Consider the following 19,641-nt stretch of genomic DNA (forward strand, 5'->3'; position numbering starts at 1 on the left):
CTCCACGGGCCAACGCTGTCCCAACGGACATCCAGCGTGCGATTCGTCTCGGATCGAGTGTGGAGGTAGTGATGCTGTTTTCTGCGCTTCCGGCCAAGCAGGGCCTGTACGACCCCGAAGCCGAGGTCGATTCCTGTGGCGTGGCAATGGTTGCCGACATTCACGGCCGCCGCTCTCATTCGATCGTCGCCGACGGTCTGCTTGCCCTCGAGAATCTGGAACATCGCGGCGCGGCCGGAGCCGAGGTCAACAGCGGTGACGGCGCGGGAATCCTGATCCAGCTCCCCGACGAACTCCTTCGCGAGACCGCGGGCTTCGACCTTCCCGCACCATCGGCGGACGGCGCCAACACCTACGCCGCGGGCATCTGTTTCCTCCCCGCCGACGCCGGTCTTCGACAACTGGCCATCGAGCGGGTCGAGGCGCTTGCCGACGCCGAGGGTGTCACGATCCTCGGCTGGCGCGAGCTTCCGGTGGATGCCGTGCGTGCCGACATCGGCGAAACCGCGCTCGGCTGCATGCCGCACATGATGCAACTCTTCGTGACCGTCGAGCCGGCCCCCGGAGGCACGCGACTCGCCGGCATCGACCTCGACCGGTTCATCTACCCGTTCCGCAAGCAGGCCGAGCGCGTCACCCCGGAGATCGAGGAAGCCGGCACCGGCCTCTACTTCCCGTCGCTCTCGAGCCGGACGATCGTCTACAAGGGCATGCTCACCACGATGCAGCTGCCTCTCTACTACGACGACCTGCGTGACGAGCGTTGCTGGAGCGCCATCGCGATCGTGCACTCCCGATTCTCCACCAACACCTTTCCGTCCTGGCCGCTGGCACACCCGTTCCGGTTCGTCGCCCACAACGGCGAGATCAACACCGTGCGCGGCAACCGCAATCGCATGCGCGCCCGCGAAGCGCTCCTCGACACCGGGCTCATCCCAGGCGACCTGGCCCGCGCGTTCCCCATCTGCACGCCGGAGGCATCGGACTCCGCATCGCTCGACGAGGTGCTGGAGTTGCTCGTGCTCGGCGGCCGCAGCGTGCCGCATGCCGTGATGATGATGGTGCCCGAGGCATGGGAGAACGTCCCCGACATGGACCCCAAGCGCCGCGCGTTCCTGCAGTTCAACGCATCGTTGATGGAGGCCTGGGACGGTCCCGCGTGCGTCACCTTCACCGACGGCAGCGTCGTCGGCGCCGTCCTCGACCGCAACGGACTCCGCCCAGGACGCTGGTGGCAGACCCGCGACGGACGGGTGATCCTGGCGTCGGAGGCAGGTGTGCTCGAGGTGCCGGTCGACGACGTGATCTCCAAGGGCCGCCTCGAACCGGGCCGCATGTTCCTCGTCGACACCGTGGCGGGCCGGATCATCCCCGACGAAGAGGTCAAGGGCGACCTGATCGACGCCGAGCCCTACGACGAGTGGCTGCACGCAGGGCTGCTCGACATCGCCACCCTGCCGGACCGTCCGGTGTACAAGCCCAACCACGACACGGTGGTCCGACGCCAGGTGTCCTTCGGCTACACCGAGGAGGATCTGCGCGTCCTCTTGACCCCGATGGCCGCCTCCGGCTACGAACCGCTCGGTTCGATGGGTACCGACACGCCGGTTGCCGTGCTGTCCAAGCGATCCCGGCTTCTCTACGACTACTTCGTCGAACTCTTCGCGCAGGTCACCAACCCGCCGCTGGATGCGATCCGCGAGGAGATCGTCACCTCGATGGCACGCGTGATGGGGCCCGAGCAGAATCTTCTCGACCCGACCGCCGCGTCGTGCCGGCAGATCCTGCTGCACTGGCCGGTGATCGACAACGACGACCTCGCCAAGCTCGTCCACATCAACGACGACGGCGACAACCCCGGTCTGTCCGCAAAGGTCCTCAGCGGTCTCTACGAGGTCGCCGAAGGTGGCGCGGGTCTGGCTGCTGCGCTGGAGGATCTCCGTAACCGCGCGAGCCAGGCGATCGCGGAAGGCCATACGACGCTGGTGATCTCGGACCGGCATACCGACCGCGAGCACGCACCGATCCCGTCGTTGTTGGCCACGTCGGCGGTCCACCATCATCTGGTCCGCACCAAGGAGCGGACCAAGGTGGCGCTGGTCGTCGAATCCGGTGATGCCCGCGAGGTGCACCACATCGCGCTGCTGATCGGATTCGGTGCTGCCGCGGTGAACCCGTATCTGGCGCTGGAGACCATCGAGGATCTCATCGCCGAGGGTGAACTCATCGGGGTGGCGCCGTCGAAGGCGGTCCGCAACTATGTCGAGGCGCTCGGCAAGGGCGTGCTCAAGGTGATGAGCAAGATGGGTATCTCGACCATCAGCTCCTACACGGGCGCACAGGCTTTCGAGGCCGTCGGGTTGTCGTCTGAGGTGGTGCGAGAGTATTTCACCCGCACGGTCTCGAGGATCGAGGGTGTGGGGCTCGACGAACTGGCCGAGGAGGTGCGGCTGCGCCATCATCGTGCCTTCCCGGAGAACGCCACCGAGCAGGTGTACCGCCGGCTCGAGGTGGGCGGCGAGTATCAGTATCGTCGCGAGGGCGAGCTCCATCTGTTCACCCCGGAGACGATCTTCCTGCTCCAGCACGCGACCAAGACCGGACAGGCCGAGGTCTTCCAGAAGTACTCCGACGAGGTGAACAAACTATCCGCCGAAGGCGGCACGCTGCGCGGCCTCTTCGAATTCGATCTCGCTGCGCGCGAACCGATCCCACTCGAGGAGGTCGAGCCCGCCGAAGACATCATGAAGCGGTTCAACACCGGCGCGATGAGCTACGGTTCGATCTCCGCAGAAGCGCACGAGACCATCGCCATCGCGATGAACCGCATTGGTGCGCGGTCGAATTCGGGTGAGGGCGGCGAGGACGTCGACCGCCTGTACGACCCGGAACGCCGCAGTGCCGTCAAGCAGGTGGCGTCCGGCCGATTCGGCGTGACCAGTGATTACCTCACCAATGCGACCGACATCCAGATCAAGATGGCGCAGGGCGCGAAACCCGGTGAGGGCGGCCAGCTTCCGGCCTACAAGGTGTACCCGTGGATCGCCAAGACGCGTCACTCGACGCCGGGTGTCGCGCTGATCTCACCGCCGCCGCATCACGACATCTACTCGATCGAGGACCTGGCGCAGCTGATCCACGACCTGAAGAACGCCAACTCCGACGCACGTATCCACGTCAAGCTGGTCAGCGCAGTCGGTGTCGGGACGGTGGCGACCGGTGTGTCGAAGGCGCACGCCGACGTGGTGCTCATCTCCGGCCACGACGGCGGTACGGGCGCATCACCACTGACGTCGCTCAAGCATGCGGGCACCCCGTGGGAGATCGGGCTGGCCGACGCGCAACAGACGCTGATGCTCAACGGACTTCGCGACCGCATCACCGTCCAGTGCGACGGCGCCCTGCGCACCGGCCGTGACGTGATCATGGCGGCGCTGCTGGGGGCGGAGGAGTACGGCTTCTCGACCGCGCCGCTGATCGTGACCGGCTGCATCATGATGCGGGTCTGCCACCTCGACACCTGTCCCGTCGGTGTGGCCACCCAGAATCCGGTGTTGCGGTCGCGCTTCACCGGACAGGCGGAGCATCTGGTGAACTTCTTCCGCTTCATTGCCGAGGATGTTCGTAAGTACCTCGCGCAGTTGGGGTATCGGACGCTCGACGACGCGATCGGGCAGTCGCAGCGCCTGCACACCGACACCGCGCTCGCGCACTGGAAGAGCAAGGGACTCGATCTGAGTCCCATCTTCCGCAAGGTGGAGGACAAGGGGCCGAGTCGGCGCGTGCGCGGCCAGGACCACGGCCTCGACAAGGCGCTCGACAAGACGATGATCCAACTGGCCGAAGGGGCGCTCGAAGACGCGCATCCGGTGACGCTCGAACTGCCGGTGCGCAACGTCAACCGCACCGTCGGCACGCTGCTCGGTTCAGAGGTGACTCGTCGATACGGTGCCGAAGGCCTGTCCGAGGACACCATCACGGTGAAGCTGAACGGCTCGGCGGGGCAGTCCCTCGGTGCCTTCCTCCCGCCGGGCGTGACCATCAAACTCAGCGGTGACACCAACGACTACGTCGGAAAGGGCTTGTGCGGCGGCAAGATCGTCGTCGCGCCTGATCCCGACGCCTGGTTCATCGCCGAGGACCAGGTCATTGCCGGCAACACGATTCTGTACGGTGCGACGTCGGGCGAGGTGTTCCTGCGCGGGCGGGTCGGCGAGCGGTTCTCCGTGCGCAACTCCGGTGCGACTGCCGTCGTCGAGGGTGTGGGCGACCACGCCTGCGAGTACATGACCGGCGGCCGGGTGGTGATTCTCGGCCCGACCGGCCGAAACATGGCGGCCGGCATGTCGGGCGGGATCGCCTTCGTCTACGACCTCGACCCGGACAAGGTGAACAAGGCGATGGTCGAGTTGATGCGTCCCGACCCCGACGATCTGGGGTGGCTACGCGAGACCATCGCCAAGCACACCGAGCTCACCGGCTCGGCGATCGGTGCGTCGATGCTGGCCGACTGGCCACGACGATGCCTCGCCTTCACCAAGGTGATGCCCACCGATTACAAGCGCGTACTCGACGCGGCCCGCATGGCCGAGGCCGAGGGACGCGACGTCGATTCAGCGATCATGGAGGCGGCACGTGGCTGACCCGCGCGGATTCCTGGAGATCCGGAAGAAAGAAGCAAAGTACCGCCCGGTCACCGAGCGCGTCGCCGACTGGGACGACGTCTACGTGCACGCGGAGAACCCGCTGCAGATCCTCGACGAGGTGTCCACGCAGGCCCGACGCTGCATGGACTGCGGAATTCCGTTCTGCCACTCCGGAACTGCGGGGTGCCCGCTGGGCAACCTGATCCCCGAGTGGAACGACCTGGTGCGTCGTGGTCGGTGGGACGCGGCCAGCAGCAGGCTGCATGCCACCAACAACTTCCCGGAGTTCACCGGGATGGTCTGTCCGGCACCGTGCGAGGCGGCCTGCGTGCTGTCGATCTCCGAGCCCACCACCGGTGGCAGCGTCACGATCAAACGCATCGAGAAGACCATCGCCTACGAGTCGTGGGCCGAAGGCATCATCGGGCCCGAGCCGCCCGCCGCCAAGTCGGGGCGTTCGGTGGGAGTGGTCGGATCGGGTCCGGCCGGACTGGCCGCCGCCCAGCAGCTGACCAGAGCCGGCCACGACGTGACGGTCTACGAGCGCGACGACCGGCTCGGCGGACTGCTGCGCTACGGCATCCCCGAGTACAAGCTGCAGAAGTCCGACATCGACCGCCGCATCGCCCAGATGCGGGCAGAGGGAACCGAATTCGTCGTCAACTGTGACGTCGGTACCGATCTCACCGTCGAAGAGCTCAAGTCCCGCCACGACGCGGTCGTCCTCGCGATCGGCGCGATGGAAGCCCGTGACAATCCGGTGCCGGGACGCGACCTCGCCGGCGTGCACCTGGCCATGGAGCACCTCGTGCCCGCGAACAAGGAATGCGAGGGCGACGGTCCGTCGCCGATCACCGCGGCCGGCAAACACGTGGTCATCATCGGTGGCGGCGACACCGGAGCCGACTGCCTCGGCACCGCGCACCGGCAGGGTGCGGCGTCGGTGGTGCAGTTGGACTACAACCCCGAGTTGCCCAGCGACCGCGACGACAATCGGTCGCCGTGGCCGACCTGGCCGCTGATCATGCGCACATCCAGCGCACACGCCGAGGGCGGCGAACGGCGCTACCAGGTGGCCGTGCAGCGATTCGACGGTGACGAGCAGGGCAACGTGAAGACGATGGTGCTCGCCGAGGTGGCGGTCCAGCGTGAGCCCGACGGTCGTCGTGTGGTCACACCGGTTGGCGAGGAGTTCGAGATCCCATGCGAACTCGCCTTGTTCGCAATCGGTTTCGCGGGTGTGCGGCGTTCGCCGTTGCTGACGGATCTGCAGATCGAACCCAACAAGAGGGGATCGTTGTCCTGTGGAAGCGATTGGCAGACCGACGCGCCGGGCGTGTTCGTGTGCGGTGACGCCCATCGCGGTGCGTCTCTGGTGGTGTGGGCGATCGCCGAAGGGCGATCCACTGCGCGCGCGGTCGACAAGTTCCTGATGGGGGCGTCGGATCTGCCTTCGCCGGTCCGGCCCGCCGCGTTGCCGCTGTCGGTGCGCTGACCCGCGTCGGTTTCGTTGATTTCTCCGGTCAGCCAAGATGGCCGCTCTACCAGCACGAACACCAGATGCACGAACGGTGACCGTTATCCGCATGCATAGAGAAGCACCGACGACGGGACTAAGGTGAGGTTGTGACACGGCGAACCAAGATTGTCTGCACCCTGGGCCCGGCCACCGCGACCGACGAGCGCATCAAGGAACTCGTCGAATGCGGCATGGATGTGGCACGCATGAACTTCAGCCACGGAAGCCACGAAGACCACGCCGAGGTGTATGCGCGTGTCCGCAAGGCTTCCGACGCCACCGAGAAGGCTGTCGGCATCCTCGCCGATCTGCAGGGCCCCAAGATCCGGCTCGGCAAGTTCGAGGATGACGGCGCCCTGAACGGCGAAGTGCTGTGGGACACCGGCGAAAAGGTCCGCATCACCGTCGACGACGTGGTCGGTACCCACGACCGGGTGTCGACGACGTACAAGCAACTGTCCCGCGATGCCAGCCCCGGCGACCGACTCCTCGTCGACGATGGCAAGGTCGGTCTCGTCGTCGATTCGGTCGACGGACCCGACGTGCTGTGTACGGTCACCGAGGGCGGACCCGTCAGCAACAACAAGGGGCTCTCGCTGCCCGGCATGAACGTCTCGGTGCCTGCCTTGTCGGCCAAGGACATCGCCGACCTCGAGTTCGCACTGAAGCTCGGCGTCGACATGATCGCGCTGTCGTTCGTGCGCAGCCCGTCCGACATCGAACTCGTGCACGAGGTGATGGACCGCGTCGGCCGTCGCATCCCGGTCATCGCGAAGCTGGAGAAGCCGGAGGCCATCGACAACCTCGAGGCCATCGTGCTGGCTTTCGACGCGATCATGGTCGCCCGTGGTGACCTCGGCGTCGAACTCCCGCTCGAGCAGGTGCCGCTGGTGCAGAAGCGGGCCATCCAGATGGCCCGCGAGAACGCCAAGCCGGTGATCGTCGCCACCCAGATGCTCGACTCCATGATCGAGAACTCGCGCCCGACTCGCGCAGAGGCCTCCGACGTCGCCAACGCGGTGCTCGACGGTGCCGACGCGGTGATGCTGTCCGGTGAGACGTCGGTCGGCAAGTTCCCGATGGAATCCGTGCGCACGATGGACAAGATCGCCCGCGCCGTCGAAGGCGGACCTCGCGACGTTCCGCCGCTCTCACACGTCCCGCGCACCAAGCGCGGCGTCATCTCGTATGCCGCACGCGACATCGGCGAGCGGCTCGAGGTGAAGGCCCTCGTGGCGTTCACCCAGTCCGGTGACACGGTTCGACGCCTGGCCCGGCTGCACTCCCGACTGCCCCTGTTGGCGTTCACCCCGACGCAGGCGGTACGCAGCCAGCTCGCCTTGAGTTGGGGCACCGAGACTTTCATCGTCAACCATGTCGACACCACCGACCACATGATCGATCAGGTCGACCACCAACTGCTGCGCATCGGGCGGCTCGCGGAAGGTGACGTCGTGGTCATCGTCGCCGGCGCGCCACCCGGCACCGTCGGCTCCACCAACATGATCCACGTGCACCGCATCGGCGAACAGGACCACTGAGTCTCCATCCGCTCCCTGGGGAGTCTTCCCGCCTCCATCGTGTGTTTCCCTGGCCGTGCCCCACAACGGCGGGCCGCAGGCCGTGAAGTGGCGCCCGCACCATAGGGTTGGGGGATGACCGACCAATCCGACGACCTCGGACAGCTGCTCGCCTTGCTCGACGTCGAACGGCGGGACGAGAACCTCTTCCTCGGGCAGCATCCTGAACAGAAGACGGCGCGCACGTTCGGCGGGCAACTTCTCGGCCAGGGTGTGGTCGCCGCCGCACGTACGCTCACGCGCGGCAATCCGCCCATTCACGCTCTGCATGCCCACTTCATCCGCGGCGGCGATGTCGCTCTGCCGATGGAGTATCACGTCGCCCGTTTCCGGGACGGCAAGTCGTTCGCGAATCGTCAGGTCACCGCGATCCAGAAGGGCGAGGAGATCTTCACGATGCTCGTCGCATTCCAGGACAACGCGGCCGGCCTCGAACACGCCGTCGAGATCCCGCAGGTGCCTTATCCCGAAGAGTTGCCACCGCTCGGCGAGCATTTCAAAGGATTCGAGGATCGCATCGCGACCTTTGTGAATGCCTTGCACCCCATCGACATTCGCTTCGCCAACGACCCCACGTGGAAGGTGCGGGAGGCGGGGGAGACCCTCAAGGACAACCGGGTCTGGATGAAGGCCGACGGCCAGATGCCCGACGATCCGATCATGCATGTCGCGGCGATGTGTTACGCGTCGGACACCACGGTGCTCGACTCGATCATCACCACCCACGGGCTGTCCTGGGGCATCGACCGATTGTTCGCCGCGACGGTCAACCATTCGATGTGGTTCCACCGCGAATTCCGCTTCGACGACTGGCTGCTCTATGCCACCCGTTCCCCGGTCGCCACCGGGTCGCGCGGCATGGGCTCGGGCCGGTTCTGGATGCGCGACGGGACCCTGGCGACGTCGGTGGTCCAGGAAGCCCTCATCAAATACTTCCCCCCGAAGAACTAACTGGCAGAACCGACCGGCCACCCGTCCGGCGCATCACGACGGCTCGCTTTGGCAGACTGGTCGCCATGACGACCGGCCCCACCGATCAACGAGCCTCGGGTCAACACGGCACGGGCAGTTTTCCCGCGGCCGGATATCCCGGCGCCCAGCCGCAGTTCGGTTCCTCCATGGGTTGGGCACCACAACCCACCGTCGCTCCCGAGTTCTGGCTCGACCCCGGGCCCGCGTTGCCCCGACGAACGTGGCAGCGTCGCACACGCCCGTGGATCATCGCGGCCAGCGCCATCGGGGCGACCATCTTCGCGACGATCGCGATCCTCGCGCTTCTCGTCGGATACCTGCTCTCGAGTGCGTTCGACGCGAAGGGCGGCGTCGCCGTCGACTGCACCACCAAGACCGCGACCACGCCTGGCGGAATCATCAGCGCGGGCACACCGGTGCGGATCTACGACGATCGGGGCCGATCGGTCGGCGAGACCCAGTTGGGCACCATCGATCGTGACGGCAGCACCTGCACCCTGCCGTTCGAGGTGCGCGACGTCGACTCCACCGGCGGCGACTTCGTGGTCCAGATCGGCAGCGTGTACACCCAGACGGTGTCCGAGAGTGCGCTGTCGGCCGGGGTCGTATTGCGTCCGCTCTGACCGACGACTCTGACCTCCGGTCGACGCGCGAGTCGGCGCGACGCGGATTCTTGGCCGGGTTAGACTGCGATCTCGCTTTCTGGGGGAGCTGCAATAGCGCGACACCACGACCGCGCACATTCGCCGGTCGGTCCGATCGCGCGCGAACGTGAAGGGTTTCCGGAGTGGAATACAGCATCGACTGGGGCAACGAGGTCTGGGCCAGTCTGTGGTGGATGGCGAAGGCCTTCGGCATCACTGTTTTGAGCGTGGCCATCGTCGGAGCGCTGTTGGTGCGCTTCAGCCGGTGGGGCAAACCGTTGTGGCGAGTGATCGGCGGCTTCTTCCATGATCGCGAGACCCGAGTCATGGCGTGGTTGCTCGTCGTCGCACTGACGTTGCTCACGCTCTTCGGCGTGCGGGTCACCATTCTCTTCTCGTACTGGAGCAACGACCTGTACACGTCGCTCCAGATCGTCGCCGAAGGACTCGGTCAGGGCGGACCCGAAGGTGCCGCCAACGTCGACGCCGGCAAAACCGGGTTCTGGCACTCGATGATCGTGTTCGGCATTCTCGCCACGCTGCACGTCCTTCGCACCATGGTGGAGATCTACGCCGGTTCGGCATTCCAGATCAAACTGCGCTGGTGGCTCACCGAGCACGCCACCGAAGACTGGCTCGAAGGTCGGGCGTTCTATCGCAATCGATTCGTCGACCTCGGACCGTCGAAGTTCTTGAAGACCCGAGGCAAACGGCACGACATCCACCCCGGGGTCGACAATCCGGACCAGCGCATCGAGGCCGACATCACCAACCTCGCCGAGACCGGACAACGACTGTTCTGGGGGTACGGCGGGTCGTCGACCAACGGAGTCATCTCGGCCACCACCTCGATCGTCGCGTTCTCGATGATCCTGTGGGACCTGTCCGGTCCGATCACGCTCGGCGGCATCGAGATCCCACGCATGATGGTGTGGCTGGTCCTCATCTACGTTCTGGTCGCCAGCGTCGTCGCCTTCGCAATCGGCCGACCGCTGATCCGCCTCAACTTCTGGAAGGAACGCCTCACCGCGAACTTCCGTTATGCGTTGGTCCGCGTTCGCGACGGTGCCGAGAACGTCGCGTTCTACCGCGGCGAGCAGGTTGAGCATGTCGGACTGATGGCGCGCTTCCGTGCTGTCGTCGACAACTTCTGGCGCATCGTCTACGTGAACTTGGGCTTCGTCGGCTGGAACTTCAGTGTCAGTCAGCTGTCGGTGGTTTTCCCGTACATCGTGCAGGCGCCGCGCTTCTTCACCGGTCAGATCAAGCTCGGTGACATGACTCAGACGGCCTCGGCGTTCGGCGAGATGCACGACGCCCTGTCGTTCTTCCGGAACTCCTACGACGAATTCACCGAGGTGCGCGCGTCCATCATCCGTCTCGACGGTCTTGCCGACGCCGACGCGAAGTCTCGGAAACTTCCCGCGATGGCGACGCTCGACGGCGATCGCACCGTGAAGTTGGCCGACGTACGCATCGCGACCCCCGATGGCACCGACCTGATCCGAGCACTGAACCTAGAGCTGACCCCCGGCGAGGCATTGGTCGTCAAGGGGCGATCGGGAGCCGGGAAGTCCACGCTGCTGCGTGGCCTGGCGGGGCTGTGGCCATTTGCGGAAGGTCAATTCACCCGCCCCGCCGGAAACGAAACCCTTTTCCTGTCGCAGATGCCCTACATTCCGCTCGGCGATCTGCGGACCGTCGTCGCCTACCCGGCGCTGCCCACCGAGATCGGCGACGACGCGATCCGCACGGCGCTGCAGGCGGTGTTCCTGCCGCACCTCGTCGACCGCCTCGACGAGGAAGAGGACTGGGCGAAGGTACTCTCGCCGGGCGAGCAGCAGCGTGTGGCCTTTGCCCGTATTCTGCTGACCCGGCCACGGGCGGTGTTCATGGACGAGGCCACATCGGCGGTCGACGAGGGTCTGGAGTACGCGCTCTACTCGCTGATCCGCTCGGAGTTGCCGGAAGTGATCCTGGTGTCGGTGAGCCATCGCAGCACCACCGATCAGCATCACACCGAGGTTCTCGAACTCATCGGTGCCGGTGACTGGACGCTGTCACCGGTGGCGCGATAGCGCACCGCTATGACACCGGGGTAGAGGTTTCGACCCTCCCGCAGGCTTTCCCCAGCAGACCATCACCGTGCGACCGAACGCCGTCGCTTTGCGCACGTTCGGAGGCATCCAGGAGATCACCTGGGCCGAGTACAGACAGCGCGTCGAGGCGACCGGTGACATCGGGACCCTGGACGACGAGGGGTTCCTGACCATGTCAAGCGGTTCACCGTCATTCCCACGGCCTGGGATCCGGGTGGTGACGAGCTCACCCCGACGATGAAGTTGCGGCGCAAACCCATCGCAGACAAATTCGCCGAGCGCATCGTGGCGCTCTACGACGAGGAACCGAGCGCCATCGTCGTCGACTTGCGCTGAACAGCCGATCTAGCTGCGTTCTTTACCATTCGATTACCGGTTGCGCGGAACCGTTCCGGTGCTGATGTCCGCGCAGTACTGTGAGGCACGGACGAGCGAAGCGACGGGGCACTTCGCCGTCATACCTGGCCGATGCATGTGCAGAATCGAGGACAACCATCGTGTCCGATCCGGAGCTGATCACCTTCCCCCACGAGACGGGTGTCGCGGTCTCGACCCTTCCGCAAGCCTTTCAACAGACCATCACGGTGCGCCCCGACGGGGTGGCATTACGTACCGCCGGCGGGATCCAGGAGATCACCTGGGCCGAGTACGGACAGCGTGTGGAGACCATCGCTGCGGGGCTCGCCGCGCTTGGAGTGAAACGTGGCGACACCGTCGGCATCATGCTGACCAATCGGCCGGAGTTCCATCTGGTCGACACTGCCGCACTACATCTGGGCGCCATCCCGTTCTCGATCTACAACACCAGTTCACCGGAACAGATCGAGTACCTGTTCGGCAACGCCGACAACGCGGTGGTCGTCACCGAGCAGGTGTTCTTGCCGCTGATCCAGGCCGCATCGACCAACGTGACGACGACGATCGTGGTCGACGGTGTGGCGTCGGATGCTGTTTCGCTGGCCGATCTCGAGCAGACACCGGCGCCCGACGGCTTCGACTTCACCGCAAGCTGGCAGGCCGTCGAGCCGGGTGATCTCGCCACCCTGATCTACACCTCCGGAACCACTGGGCCACCCAAGGGCGTGGAGATCACCCATCGCAACATGATCGCCGAACTCGCCTGTCTCGCAGACGAAGTCGAGGTCGGTTTCGACGATCGGGTGATCTCCTATCTGCCTGCCGCACACATAGCCGACCGCGTCTCCTCGCACGGGGCGAACATGGTGCGGGGTATCCAGGTGACCACGGTGACCGATCCGCGCGAGATCGCGGCCGTCTTGCCGGAAGTGCACCCGACCTTCTTCTTCGGAGTGCCACGCGTGTGGCAGAAGATCCGGGCCGGTATCGAGGCCAAGATGGCGCAGGAGACCAGTCCGGTCAAGAAGAACCTCGCGTCCTGGGCGCTGGGTGTCGGCGCAGCGGCGGCGCAGGCCCAATTGGACGGAAAGCCGCTGGGAGCACTCACACGTGCCCAGCACGGGCTGGCCGACAAGTTGGTCCTCCACAAGGTGCGCGCCGCGCTCGGCATGGACCAGATCACCTTCGCCGGCTCCGGTGCGGCGGCGATTCCGCCCGAGGTGCTGTCGTTCTTCCTCGGACTCGGCATACCGGTGCTCGAGGTGTGGGGGATGTCGGAGACGACAGGTGTGTCGACCATGAACACACCGGACGCGATCAAGCTGGGCAGCGTCGGCAAGGTCGTCCGGGGTGTCGAGGCGAAACTCGCCGATGACGGCGAACTGCTCATCCGGGGCCCGGTGAACATGCGCGGCTACCGGAATCAGCCGGAGAAGACTGCCGAGACGATCGACCCCGACGGGTGGCTGGCGACCGGTGACATCGCCACCATCGACGACGACGGCTTCGTGACGATCGTTGACCGTAAGAAGGAACTGATCATCAACGAGTCGGGAAAGAACATGTCGCCCACCAACATCGAGAATGCGATGAAGGCGGCGTCGTCGTTGATCGGTCAGGTGGTGGCGATCGGTGACGGCCGACCGTACATCTCGGCGCTGGTGGTGCTGGATCCGGATGCCGCGGCGGTACGGGCGAAGACGCACGACATGTCCGACGCCGACCTGGCGACGGTGTCGGCTCATCCGAAGGTGGTCGAGGAGATCATCACGGCCGTCAAGGTGGGCAACGGGAAACTGTCTCGGGTGGAGCAGATCAAGCGGTTCACCGTCATACCCGCGGCCTGGGATCCGGGTGGTGACGAGCTGACCCCGACGATGAAGCTGCGGCGTAAGCCCATCTCGGACAAGTACGCCGAGCACATCGTGGCGCTCTACGACGAGGAAGTCAGCGACATCGTCATCGACCTGCGCTGAGCAACCATGCGTTCACAGGCGACGGCGACACCCCACAGGATCAGCCACACCGACATCCCGCCCACCTGGATGCGCTGCGCGAGACCGAGACGGTAATTGCCGGACAGATTGTCGGCGATCAGCATCCACGCTGTGGCGAGAACGACGATCGCGAACACCACCGCACCGACCCGGCGCATCAGCGGCCACGACGGACTCCGCAGCGCGACCAGCGTGACCGCGATCATCGTGGTGAAGATCGAGAACACCGCGAGGGTGCTGGTGAGGGCATGAACGTGGTGGAGTTGGGGGAGCAGGCCACTCGGGTCGGGCCGGCATCCGGGATCGACGCCGGCGATGCATTCGATCGGAAGCAGTGCGTCGGCCATCGTCGACGCGCCGAACGCGGCCAGCGCGACGAAGGCCGTGACTGCGATCTTGCCGTGGGCGAGCGGTCGGGGGACGAGTCCCAGCAGGCCCGCGACCAGTGCGCAGGCGCTCGTCGTGAGGTCACCTGCGACGTAGACCTGGCGATGAGGTCGATGCGCCGCGTCGAGCTCACTGAGAAAGGTCCGCATCGGATCCAGGGGGCTCGACCAGAAGAACTCGAGCACCCACGACGAGTAACAGATCCCGGCCACCGCGATGAGAACGCCGACCACGATCGCGCGGGCGGACCATCGACGTGGGCTGAGTTGGGGCATCTCGTCAGGCTAGCCGTCCGCGCCATGTCGTCCTCCTCGGGTGAAACGGAATCGGCTTGGGTCGATCGCGGGCACCTGTGCTGGACGCGCGCCTACAATCGATTCCGGTCTCGCGATGAGCAGACGGCGCCGAGCGCGTGTGGTGATCATCGGGGAAGATCTATCCGCCCGGACTGAGCCGGGCCAGACATCGAGGAGCACTGAGAAGCAGTGACCACCAGCGACGTGACAGACGGCGCCCCCGAGCGCGATCTCGGTCCTATCGATTACATCGTGATCGAGTGGACCTCCGGCAAACCGACCGGCGAAGCGATTCCGCATCTGATCGATCTCGTCGACCGCGGCATCGTGCGAGTGATCGATGTCGTGTTCGTGGCCAAGTCGGAGGACGGCATCGTGACTCGGTTCGCGCTCGACGAACTCGGTGCCGACTTCGAGGTATTCGACGGAGCCGCAACGGATCTGATCGGTGACGACGACGTGTCCGAGGCGGCGGCGGCCATCGCGCCGGGCACGGCGGCAGCGATCTTGGTGTGGGAGAACCTGTGGGCAGCCCCGTTCGCGACCGCCGTGCACAACAATGGGGGAGAGGTCGTCGCGTCCGGCCGGATTCCGGTTCAGGATCTCCTCGAGCGCCTCGAATCCGCCGGTGCCTGACCATTCCGCCTGACCCTATCTTTTCTTCCTTCATCACATCTCACAACCAGGAGTAACCACATGCCAGGTTTGATTCGCGGCGTCGCCCGCACTGCCGTCATCGCCGGTACCGCCACTGCCGTCAGCAACCGTGTGTCGCGACGACAGGCCAATCGGTGGTCGCAGCAGGCCTACGACCAGGAGGCACGCGCCGCCTACGAGCAGCAGCAGTACGCCCAGCCCCAGCAGCCGCAATACCAGCAGCCCGCACCTGCACCCGCCGCGCCGGCCGCAAGCACCGTCGACCAGCTCAAGGAACTTGCCGCGCTGTACCAGCAGGGCATCCTGACCGAGGACGAGTTCGCTGCGCAGAAGGCCAAGATCCTCGCGTCCTGACGTTCGTCGCCGACTTCGTAGCAATAGATGGCGCCCAGCGCCTCCTATTGCTACCGATCTCAACCCTCGACGGTCAGCGTCTCGGCCGCCTCGACGGCCGCTCGAGACGTGTCCTTGAGGGCCACGCCCGACTTGCCCAGCCGACGTGCGCCGGATACGAGACCCGCGGTGATGTGTGCCGCCGCTTCGTAACCCAGTCCGTCGGGTGGGTGAATGTTGGAGATGCAGTTGCGGTCGGCATCGGTTCTGCCCGGTTCGGGGCGATGCGTGATGTAGATGCCCAGGCTGTCGGCCACCGACAGACCCGGGCGTTCGCCGATCACGACGATGAGCGTCAGTACGCCGAGCGCTTCGCCGATGTGATCGCCGAGCGCGACGCGCGACTGGGTGGCCACCACGGGCGGCGCGATCCGATACGTTCCGTCGAATTCGGCGATCAGTGCGGCGAGCATTCCGTGGCCGTGATCGACCAGAGCCCGGGGTGACAGGCCGTCGGCCAAGACGATGCCGATGTCGGCCTGGGTTGTCGGCACCTGCGACAGATCGTCGGGCAGGCGGCCGAGGTCGGGGCGTCGCAGATACTCACTGCGGGTCTCCGCGCGGCTCCGCACATGCACGGCGTCGCCGATGTCCAGATCGGTGAGACTATCGACGAAAGCTTCGACGTCGAGCGGGTCGTGGACCGCGTCGCGAGCCGCGGCGTGTGCGGCCTGGAACTCGAGAACGCGTTGTGAGGGAAGGGAATTACCCGCCCTGCCGAGGCCGATCCGGGCCTGGGTGGTGCGCCGCAGATCCGACCACACATCTTCGATCGGGCGATCCTCGGTCATGGTTGGGCCGCCAGCGAGAGCAGGGGAGAGGTGGCCGGATCGACGGGCAGTACGCGTCCGTTGCGGTCGGCCATGCCCAGCCGCGACAGCCAGTCCTCGAATTCGGGCGCCGGCCGTAGACCAAGTGCCTCGCGGACGTACAGGGCGTCGTGGAACGACAGGCTCTGATACCCGAGCATGATGTCGTCGGCACCGGGCACGGTGATGACGAAGGCCGCGCCCGCGACACCCAGCAGGGTGAGCAGCGTGTCCATGTCGTCCTGGTCGGCTTCCGCGTGATTGGTGTAGCAGACGTCGACGCCCATCGGCAGGCCCAGGATCTTTCCGCAGAAATGATCCTCGAGGCCGGCCCGGATGATCTGCTTGCCGTCGTAGAGGTATTCCGGCCCGATGAACCCGACGACCGTGTTGATCAGCAAGGGTTCCAGCGCACGTGCCACCGCATAGGCCCTGGTTTCCAGTGTCTGCTGGTCGACCGGTTTGCCGCCGGTACCCAGGTGCGCGCCGGCAGAGAGGGCCGAGCCCTGTCCGGTCTCGAGGTACATGACGTTGTCGCCGACCGTCCCGCGATGCAGCGACCGCCCGGCTTCGTTGGCCTCCAACAGCATCGGCACGGTGACACCGAAACTGGTGTTGGCGCCCTCGGTGCCGGCGATCGACTGGAACACCAGGTCGACCGGGACGCCCTGTTCGATGAGTTCGACGGTGGTCGTCACGTGCGAGAGGACGCACGACTGCATCGGGATCTCGAAACGCTGCCGGATGTCGTCGAGGAGATGCAGCAGATCCGCGGTGGCGTGCGGCGAATCGGTCGCCGGATTGATGCCGATGACCGCGTCGCCGCAACCCATCAGCAGACCGTCGAGGGTGGCGGCGGCGATCCCCCGTGGATCGTCGGTCGGGTGGTTGGGTTGCAGTCGGGTCGCGATGGTTCCCGGTACACCGATCGTGGTGCGGAAGGCCGAGCGGACCGTCGCCGACTTGGCCACCAGGATCAGATCCTGGTTGCGCATGATCTTCGACGTCGCGGCCACCATCTCCGGCGTGAGTGCCGGCGCAATGGAGCTGATCCGTTCGGCGGCGTCCGGGCGGGTCACGTTGGCAAGGAGCCAGTCGCGGAATCCGCCGACCGTCAGGTGGGAGATCTCGCCGAAGGCGCTGCGATCGTGGGTGTCGATGATGAGGCGGGTCACCTCGTCGGACTCATAGGGGACAACGAGTTCCTCGAGGAATGTCGACAGTGGCAGGTCGGCCAATTGCCATGCGGCCGCGGCACGTTCGGCGTCGGAGTCGGCGGCGCAGCCGGCCAGTTCATCGCCGGACCGGGCGGGGGTGGCCTTGGCCATCAGTTCGACGAGCCCATCGAAGGTGTAGGTGGTACCCGAGATGGTCTGGCTGAACTTCATCGGACCTCGTCCTCGGCTTCGGCCAGCGCGGCGAACTCCTCGTCGGGGGAGTTGGCCACGAGCCGATGGCGGCTGTACAGGGCGAAGTACAGCATGAACAGCGCGAACACCACGAGACAGCACAGCGCTGCAACCACGTCGACCAGGAATGTGGCGATCACCGCGATCGCGGCGATGATCAGCGCGAAGCCGGTGGTGATCACGCCTCCGGGGGTGCGATAGTGCCGGACCATGTTGGGCTCGCGGACGCGCAACACGATGTGGCTCACCATCATCAGCACGTAACTGAGCGCGGCGCCGAATACGGCCATGTTCAGCAGGAGTTCGCCCTTGCCGGTCAGCGACAGCGCGAACCCGATGACGCCGGGCACGATGAGCGCCAGCATCGGGGCCTTGCGTCGGTTGGTCACCGACAACTGTGTCGGTAGGTAACCCGCGCGTGACAGGGCGAAGAGCTGCCGGGAGTACGCGTAGATGATCGAGAAGAAGCTGGCGATGAGCCCGGCAAGGCCGATGTAGTTGACCACCTTGGCCGCGGCACCATCACCGAGCGCCTCGACCAGTGGATTTCCGGCTTCGGACATCTCGTTCGCACCGCCGGCACCGGTTGTGAGGAGCAGTACCGCAGCGCAGGTGATCAGCAGGACGCTCATCGCGGCGATGATGCCGCGCGGCACATTGCGCTCCGGATTGGCGGTCTCCTCGGCAGCCAGCGGCACGCCCTCGACGGCCAGGAAGAACCAGATGGCGAACGGGATGGCCGACCAGATACCGAGATAGCCGAACGGCAGGAACTCCGACGCTCCGGCGGCATCGGTGGGAGCGATGTTGGTCAGGTTTCCGGCGTCGAAGTGTCCGATCGCGGCAATCGAGAAGACGACCAGTCCGACGAGGGCGATCGCGGTGATCGCGAACATCACCTTGAGTGCTTCTCCGACACCGGCGAGGTGGATGCCGATGAAGATCGCATAGGCCGCCAGATACACCCACCAGCCGTCTTTGATCCCAAATATGTTCAGCGACTCCACGTAGGCGCCGATGAACGTGGCGATCGCTGCCGGTGCAATGGAGTATTCGATGAGAATGGCTGTGCCGGTGGCGAATCCGCCCCACGGTCCGAGTGCGCGTCGGGCGAAGGTGTAGCCGCCACCGGCCGCGGGCAGGGCAGAGGACAGCTCGGCCATGCCCAGCACCAGTGCGAAGTACATGGCGGCGATGATGACCGCGGCGATCAGCAGGCCGCCGAAGCCGCCCTCGCCCAGCCCGAAGTTCCAGCCCGAGTAATCACCGGAGACCACGTAGCTCACGCCGAGGCCGGCCAACAGAAGCCAGCCTGCACTGCCGCTCTGCAGTTGCCGCTTGCTCAGGTACGACGCGGATTCATCGTGGCTGTCGACGCCGCCGGCCAGATGATGCTCATGATGTTCGTCAACCGCCATGGTCACTCCTAGAATCGACGGCCCCGACGGTCAGGTGTCGTCAGTGTAGGACCGCAACTGCACGTGCGCATGACTTCGCCATATGGATGAGCTTGAGCGATCTGTCCATTCAATTCCTCGAGTCGGCGACCACCCGCCGACGTCGTCGACGACCATGGAGGCGGGAAGTGGGGGGTAGGGCCGGTGGGCAGGATCGGGCCCATGACGGTGGTCGTCCGGGAACATCCCGGAAGCGGAGGCTGACGGGCCCGACCCCAGTCACCGATTGTCGGTCGTCGCGTCCCGGCGAAGGCGACACCTTCTGCTACAACGTCGGCTGGACGGCTCAACCCTTGGCACGATTGTCACCCAACCCATCGCTCCGCAGACGAGTACCCACAAAGGTTGCAGTTTGACGCGGCATCCGCGTCAAACTGCAACCTCTGGGTGAGCTCGTCCATCCAGGAGGCGGAGGGTAG

At 65.6% G+C, this 19,641-nt stretch carries 13 protein-coding genes; 9 read left to right on the plus strand and 4 right to left on the minus strand.

From position 1 onward, the window contains the following. Positions 1 to 71 precede the first annotated feature (71 nt). The 7 genes from gltB (at position 72) to ACWDTF_RS23145 (ending at position 13,793) form a co-directional block, all read left to right on the plus strand. Positions 72 to 4,643 (plus strand): glutamate synthase large subunit, encoded by a 4,572-nt coding sequence (gltB, locus tag ACWDTF_RS23115; RefSeq protein WP_449755141.1) that lies wholly within the window; start codon positions 72 to 74, stop codon positions 4,641 to 4,643. Next, positions 4,636 to 6,141 (plus strand): glutamate synthase subunit beta, encoded by a 1,506-nt coding sequence (locus ACWDTF_RS23120; RefSeq protein WP_240855826.1) that lies wholly within the window; start codon positions 4,636 to 4,638, stop codon positions 6,139 to 6,141. The genes gltB and ACWDTF_RS23120 overlap by 8 nt, the downstream gene beginning before the upstream one ends. A 131-nt stretch (positions 6,142 to 6,272) precedes the next feature. Further along, entirely contained in the window at positions 6,273 to 7,706 is a 1,434-nt protein-coding gene (pyk, locus tag ACWDTF_RS23125; protein ID WP_240855825.1) for a pyruvate kinase, read from the plus strand. A gap of 114 nt (positions 7,707 to 7,820) precedes the next feature. Continuing rightward, positions 7,821 to 8,696 carry an acyl-CoA thioesterase gene (locus ACWDTF_RS23130; RefSeq protein ID WP_240855819.1) on the plus strand — a complete coding sequence of 292 codons (876 nt, stop codon included), beginning with the start codon at positions 7,821 to 7,823 and terminating at the stop codon, positions 8,694 to 8,696. 65 nt (positions 8,697 to 8,761) lie between these two features. Then, entirely contained in the window at positions 8,762 to 9,340 is a 579-nt protein-coding gene (locus ACWDTF_RS23135; protein ID WP_240855817.1) for a hypothetical protein, read from the plus strand. A 164-nt stretch (positions 9,341 to 9,504) separates the two neighbouring features. Further along, positions 9,505 to 11,439 (plus strand): ABC transporter ATP-binding protein/permease, encoded by a 1,935-nt coding sequence (locus tag ACWDTF_RS23140; RefSeq protein WP_308221002.1) that lies wholly within the window; start codon positions 9,505 to 9,507, stop codon positions 11,437 to 11,439. 518 nt (positions 11,440 to 11,957) lie between these two features. Beyond that, a complete protein-coding gene (locus ACWDTF_RS23145) occupies positions 11,958 to 13,793 on the plus strand; it encodes an AMP-dependent synthetase/ligase (protein WP_240855815.1) in 1,836 nt (611 codons plus the stop codon). Here the strand turns inward: ACWDTF_RS23145 and ACWDTF_RS23150 are convergent. Then, positions 13,751 to 14,476: a DUF998 domain-containing protein gene (locus ACWDTF_RS23150; protein ID WP_240855814.1), complete on the minus strand. Its 726-nt coding sequence runs from the start codon at positions 14,474 to 14,476 to the stop codon at positions 13,751 to 13,753. The genes ACWDTF_RS23145 and ACWDTF_RS23150 overlap by 43 nt on opposite strands. A 210-nt stretch (positions 14,477 to 14,686) precedes the next feature. Between ACWDTF_RS23150 and ACWDTF_RS23155 the strand changes: the two genes are divergently transcribed. Then, positions 14,687 to 15,133 (plus strand): DUF6325 family protein, encoded by a 447-nt coding sequence (locus tag ACWDTF_RS23155; RefSeq protein WP_240855812.1) that lies wholly within the window; start codon positions 14,687 to 14,689, stop codon positions 15,131 to 15,133. Positions 15,134 to 15,193: 60 nt separating this feature from the next. Continuing rightward, complete coding sequence (locus tag ACWDTF_RS23160) at positions 15,194 to 15,508, plus strand: SHOCT domain-containing protein (RefSeq protein ID WP_240855810.1); 315 nt, start codon at positions 15,194 to 15,196, stop codon at positions 15,506 to 15,508. Positions 15,509 to 15,567: 59 nt separating this feature from the next. Here the strand turns inward: ACWDTF_RS23160 and eutC are convergent, their stop codons facing one another. From eutC to eat, 3 genes are read right to left on the minus strand one after another with little or no spacing between them, the layout of a single operon-like run. Further along, complete coding sequence (gene eutC, locus ACWDTF_RS23165; protein ID WP_449755142.1) at positions 15,568 to 16,338, minus strand: ethanolamine ammonia-lyase subunit EutC; 771 nt, start codon at positions 16,336 to 16,338, stop codon at positions 15,568 to 15,570. Continuing rightward, a complete protein-coding gene (locus ACWDTF_RS23170; protein ID WP_240855806.1) occupies positions 16,335 to 17,744 on the minus strand; it encodes an ethanolamine ammonia-lyase subunit EutB in 1,410 nt (469 codons plus the stop codon). Before ACWDTF_RS23170 ends, eutC begins: the two co-directional genes overlap by 4 nt. Then, positions 17,741 to 19,183 (minus strand): ethanolamine permease, encoded by a 1,443-nt coding sequence (gene eat, locus ACWDTF_RS23175; protein ID WP_240855804.1) that lies wholly within the window; start codon positions 19,181 to 19,183, stop codon positions 17,741 to 17,743. The genes ACWDTF_RS23170 and eat overlap by 4 nt, the downstream gene beginning before the upstream one ends. Positions 19,184 to 19,641 lie beyond the last annotated feature (458 nt).

Source organism: Gordonia sp. NPDC003422 (assembly GCF_053588675.1).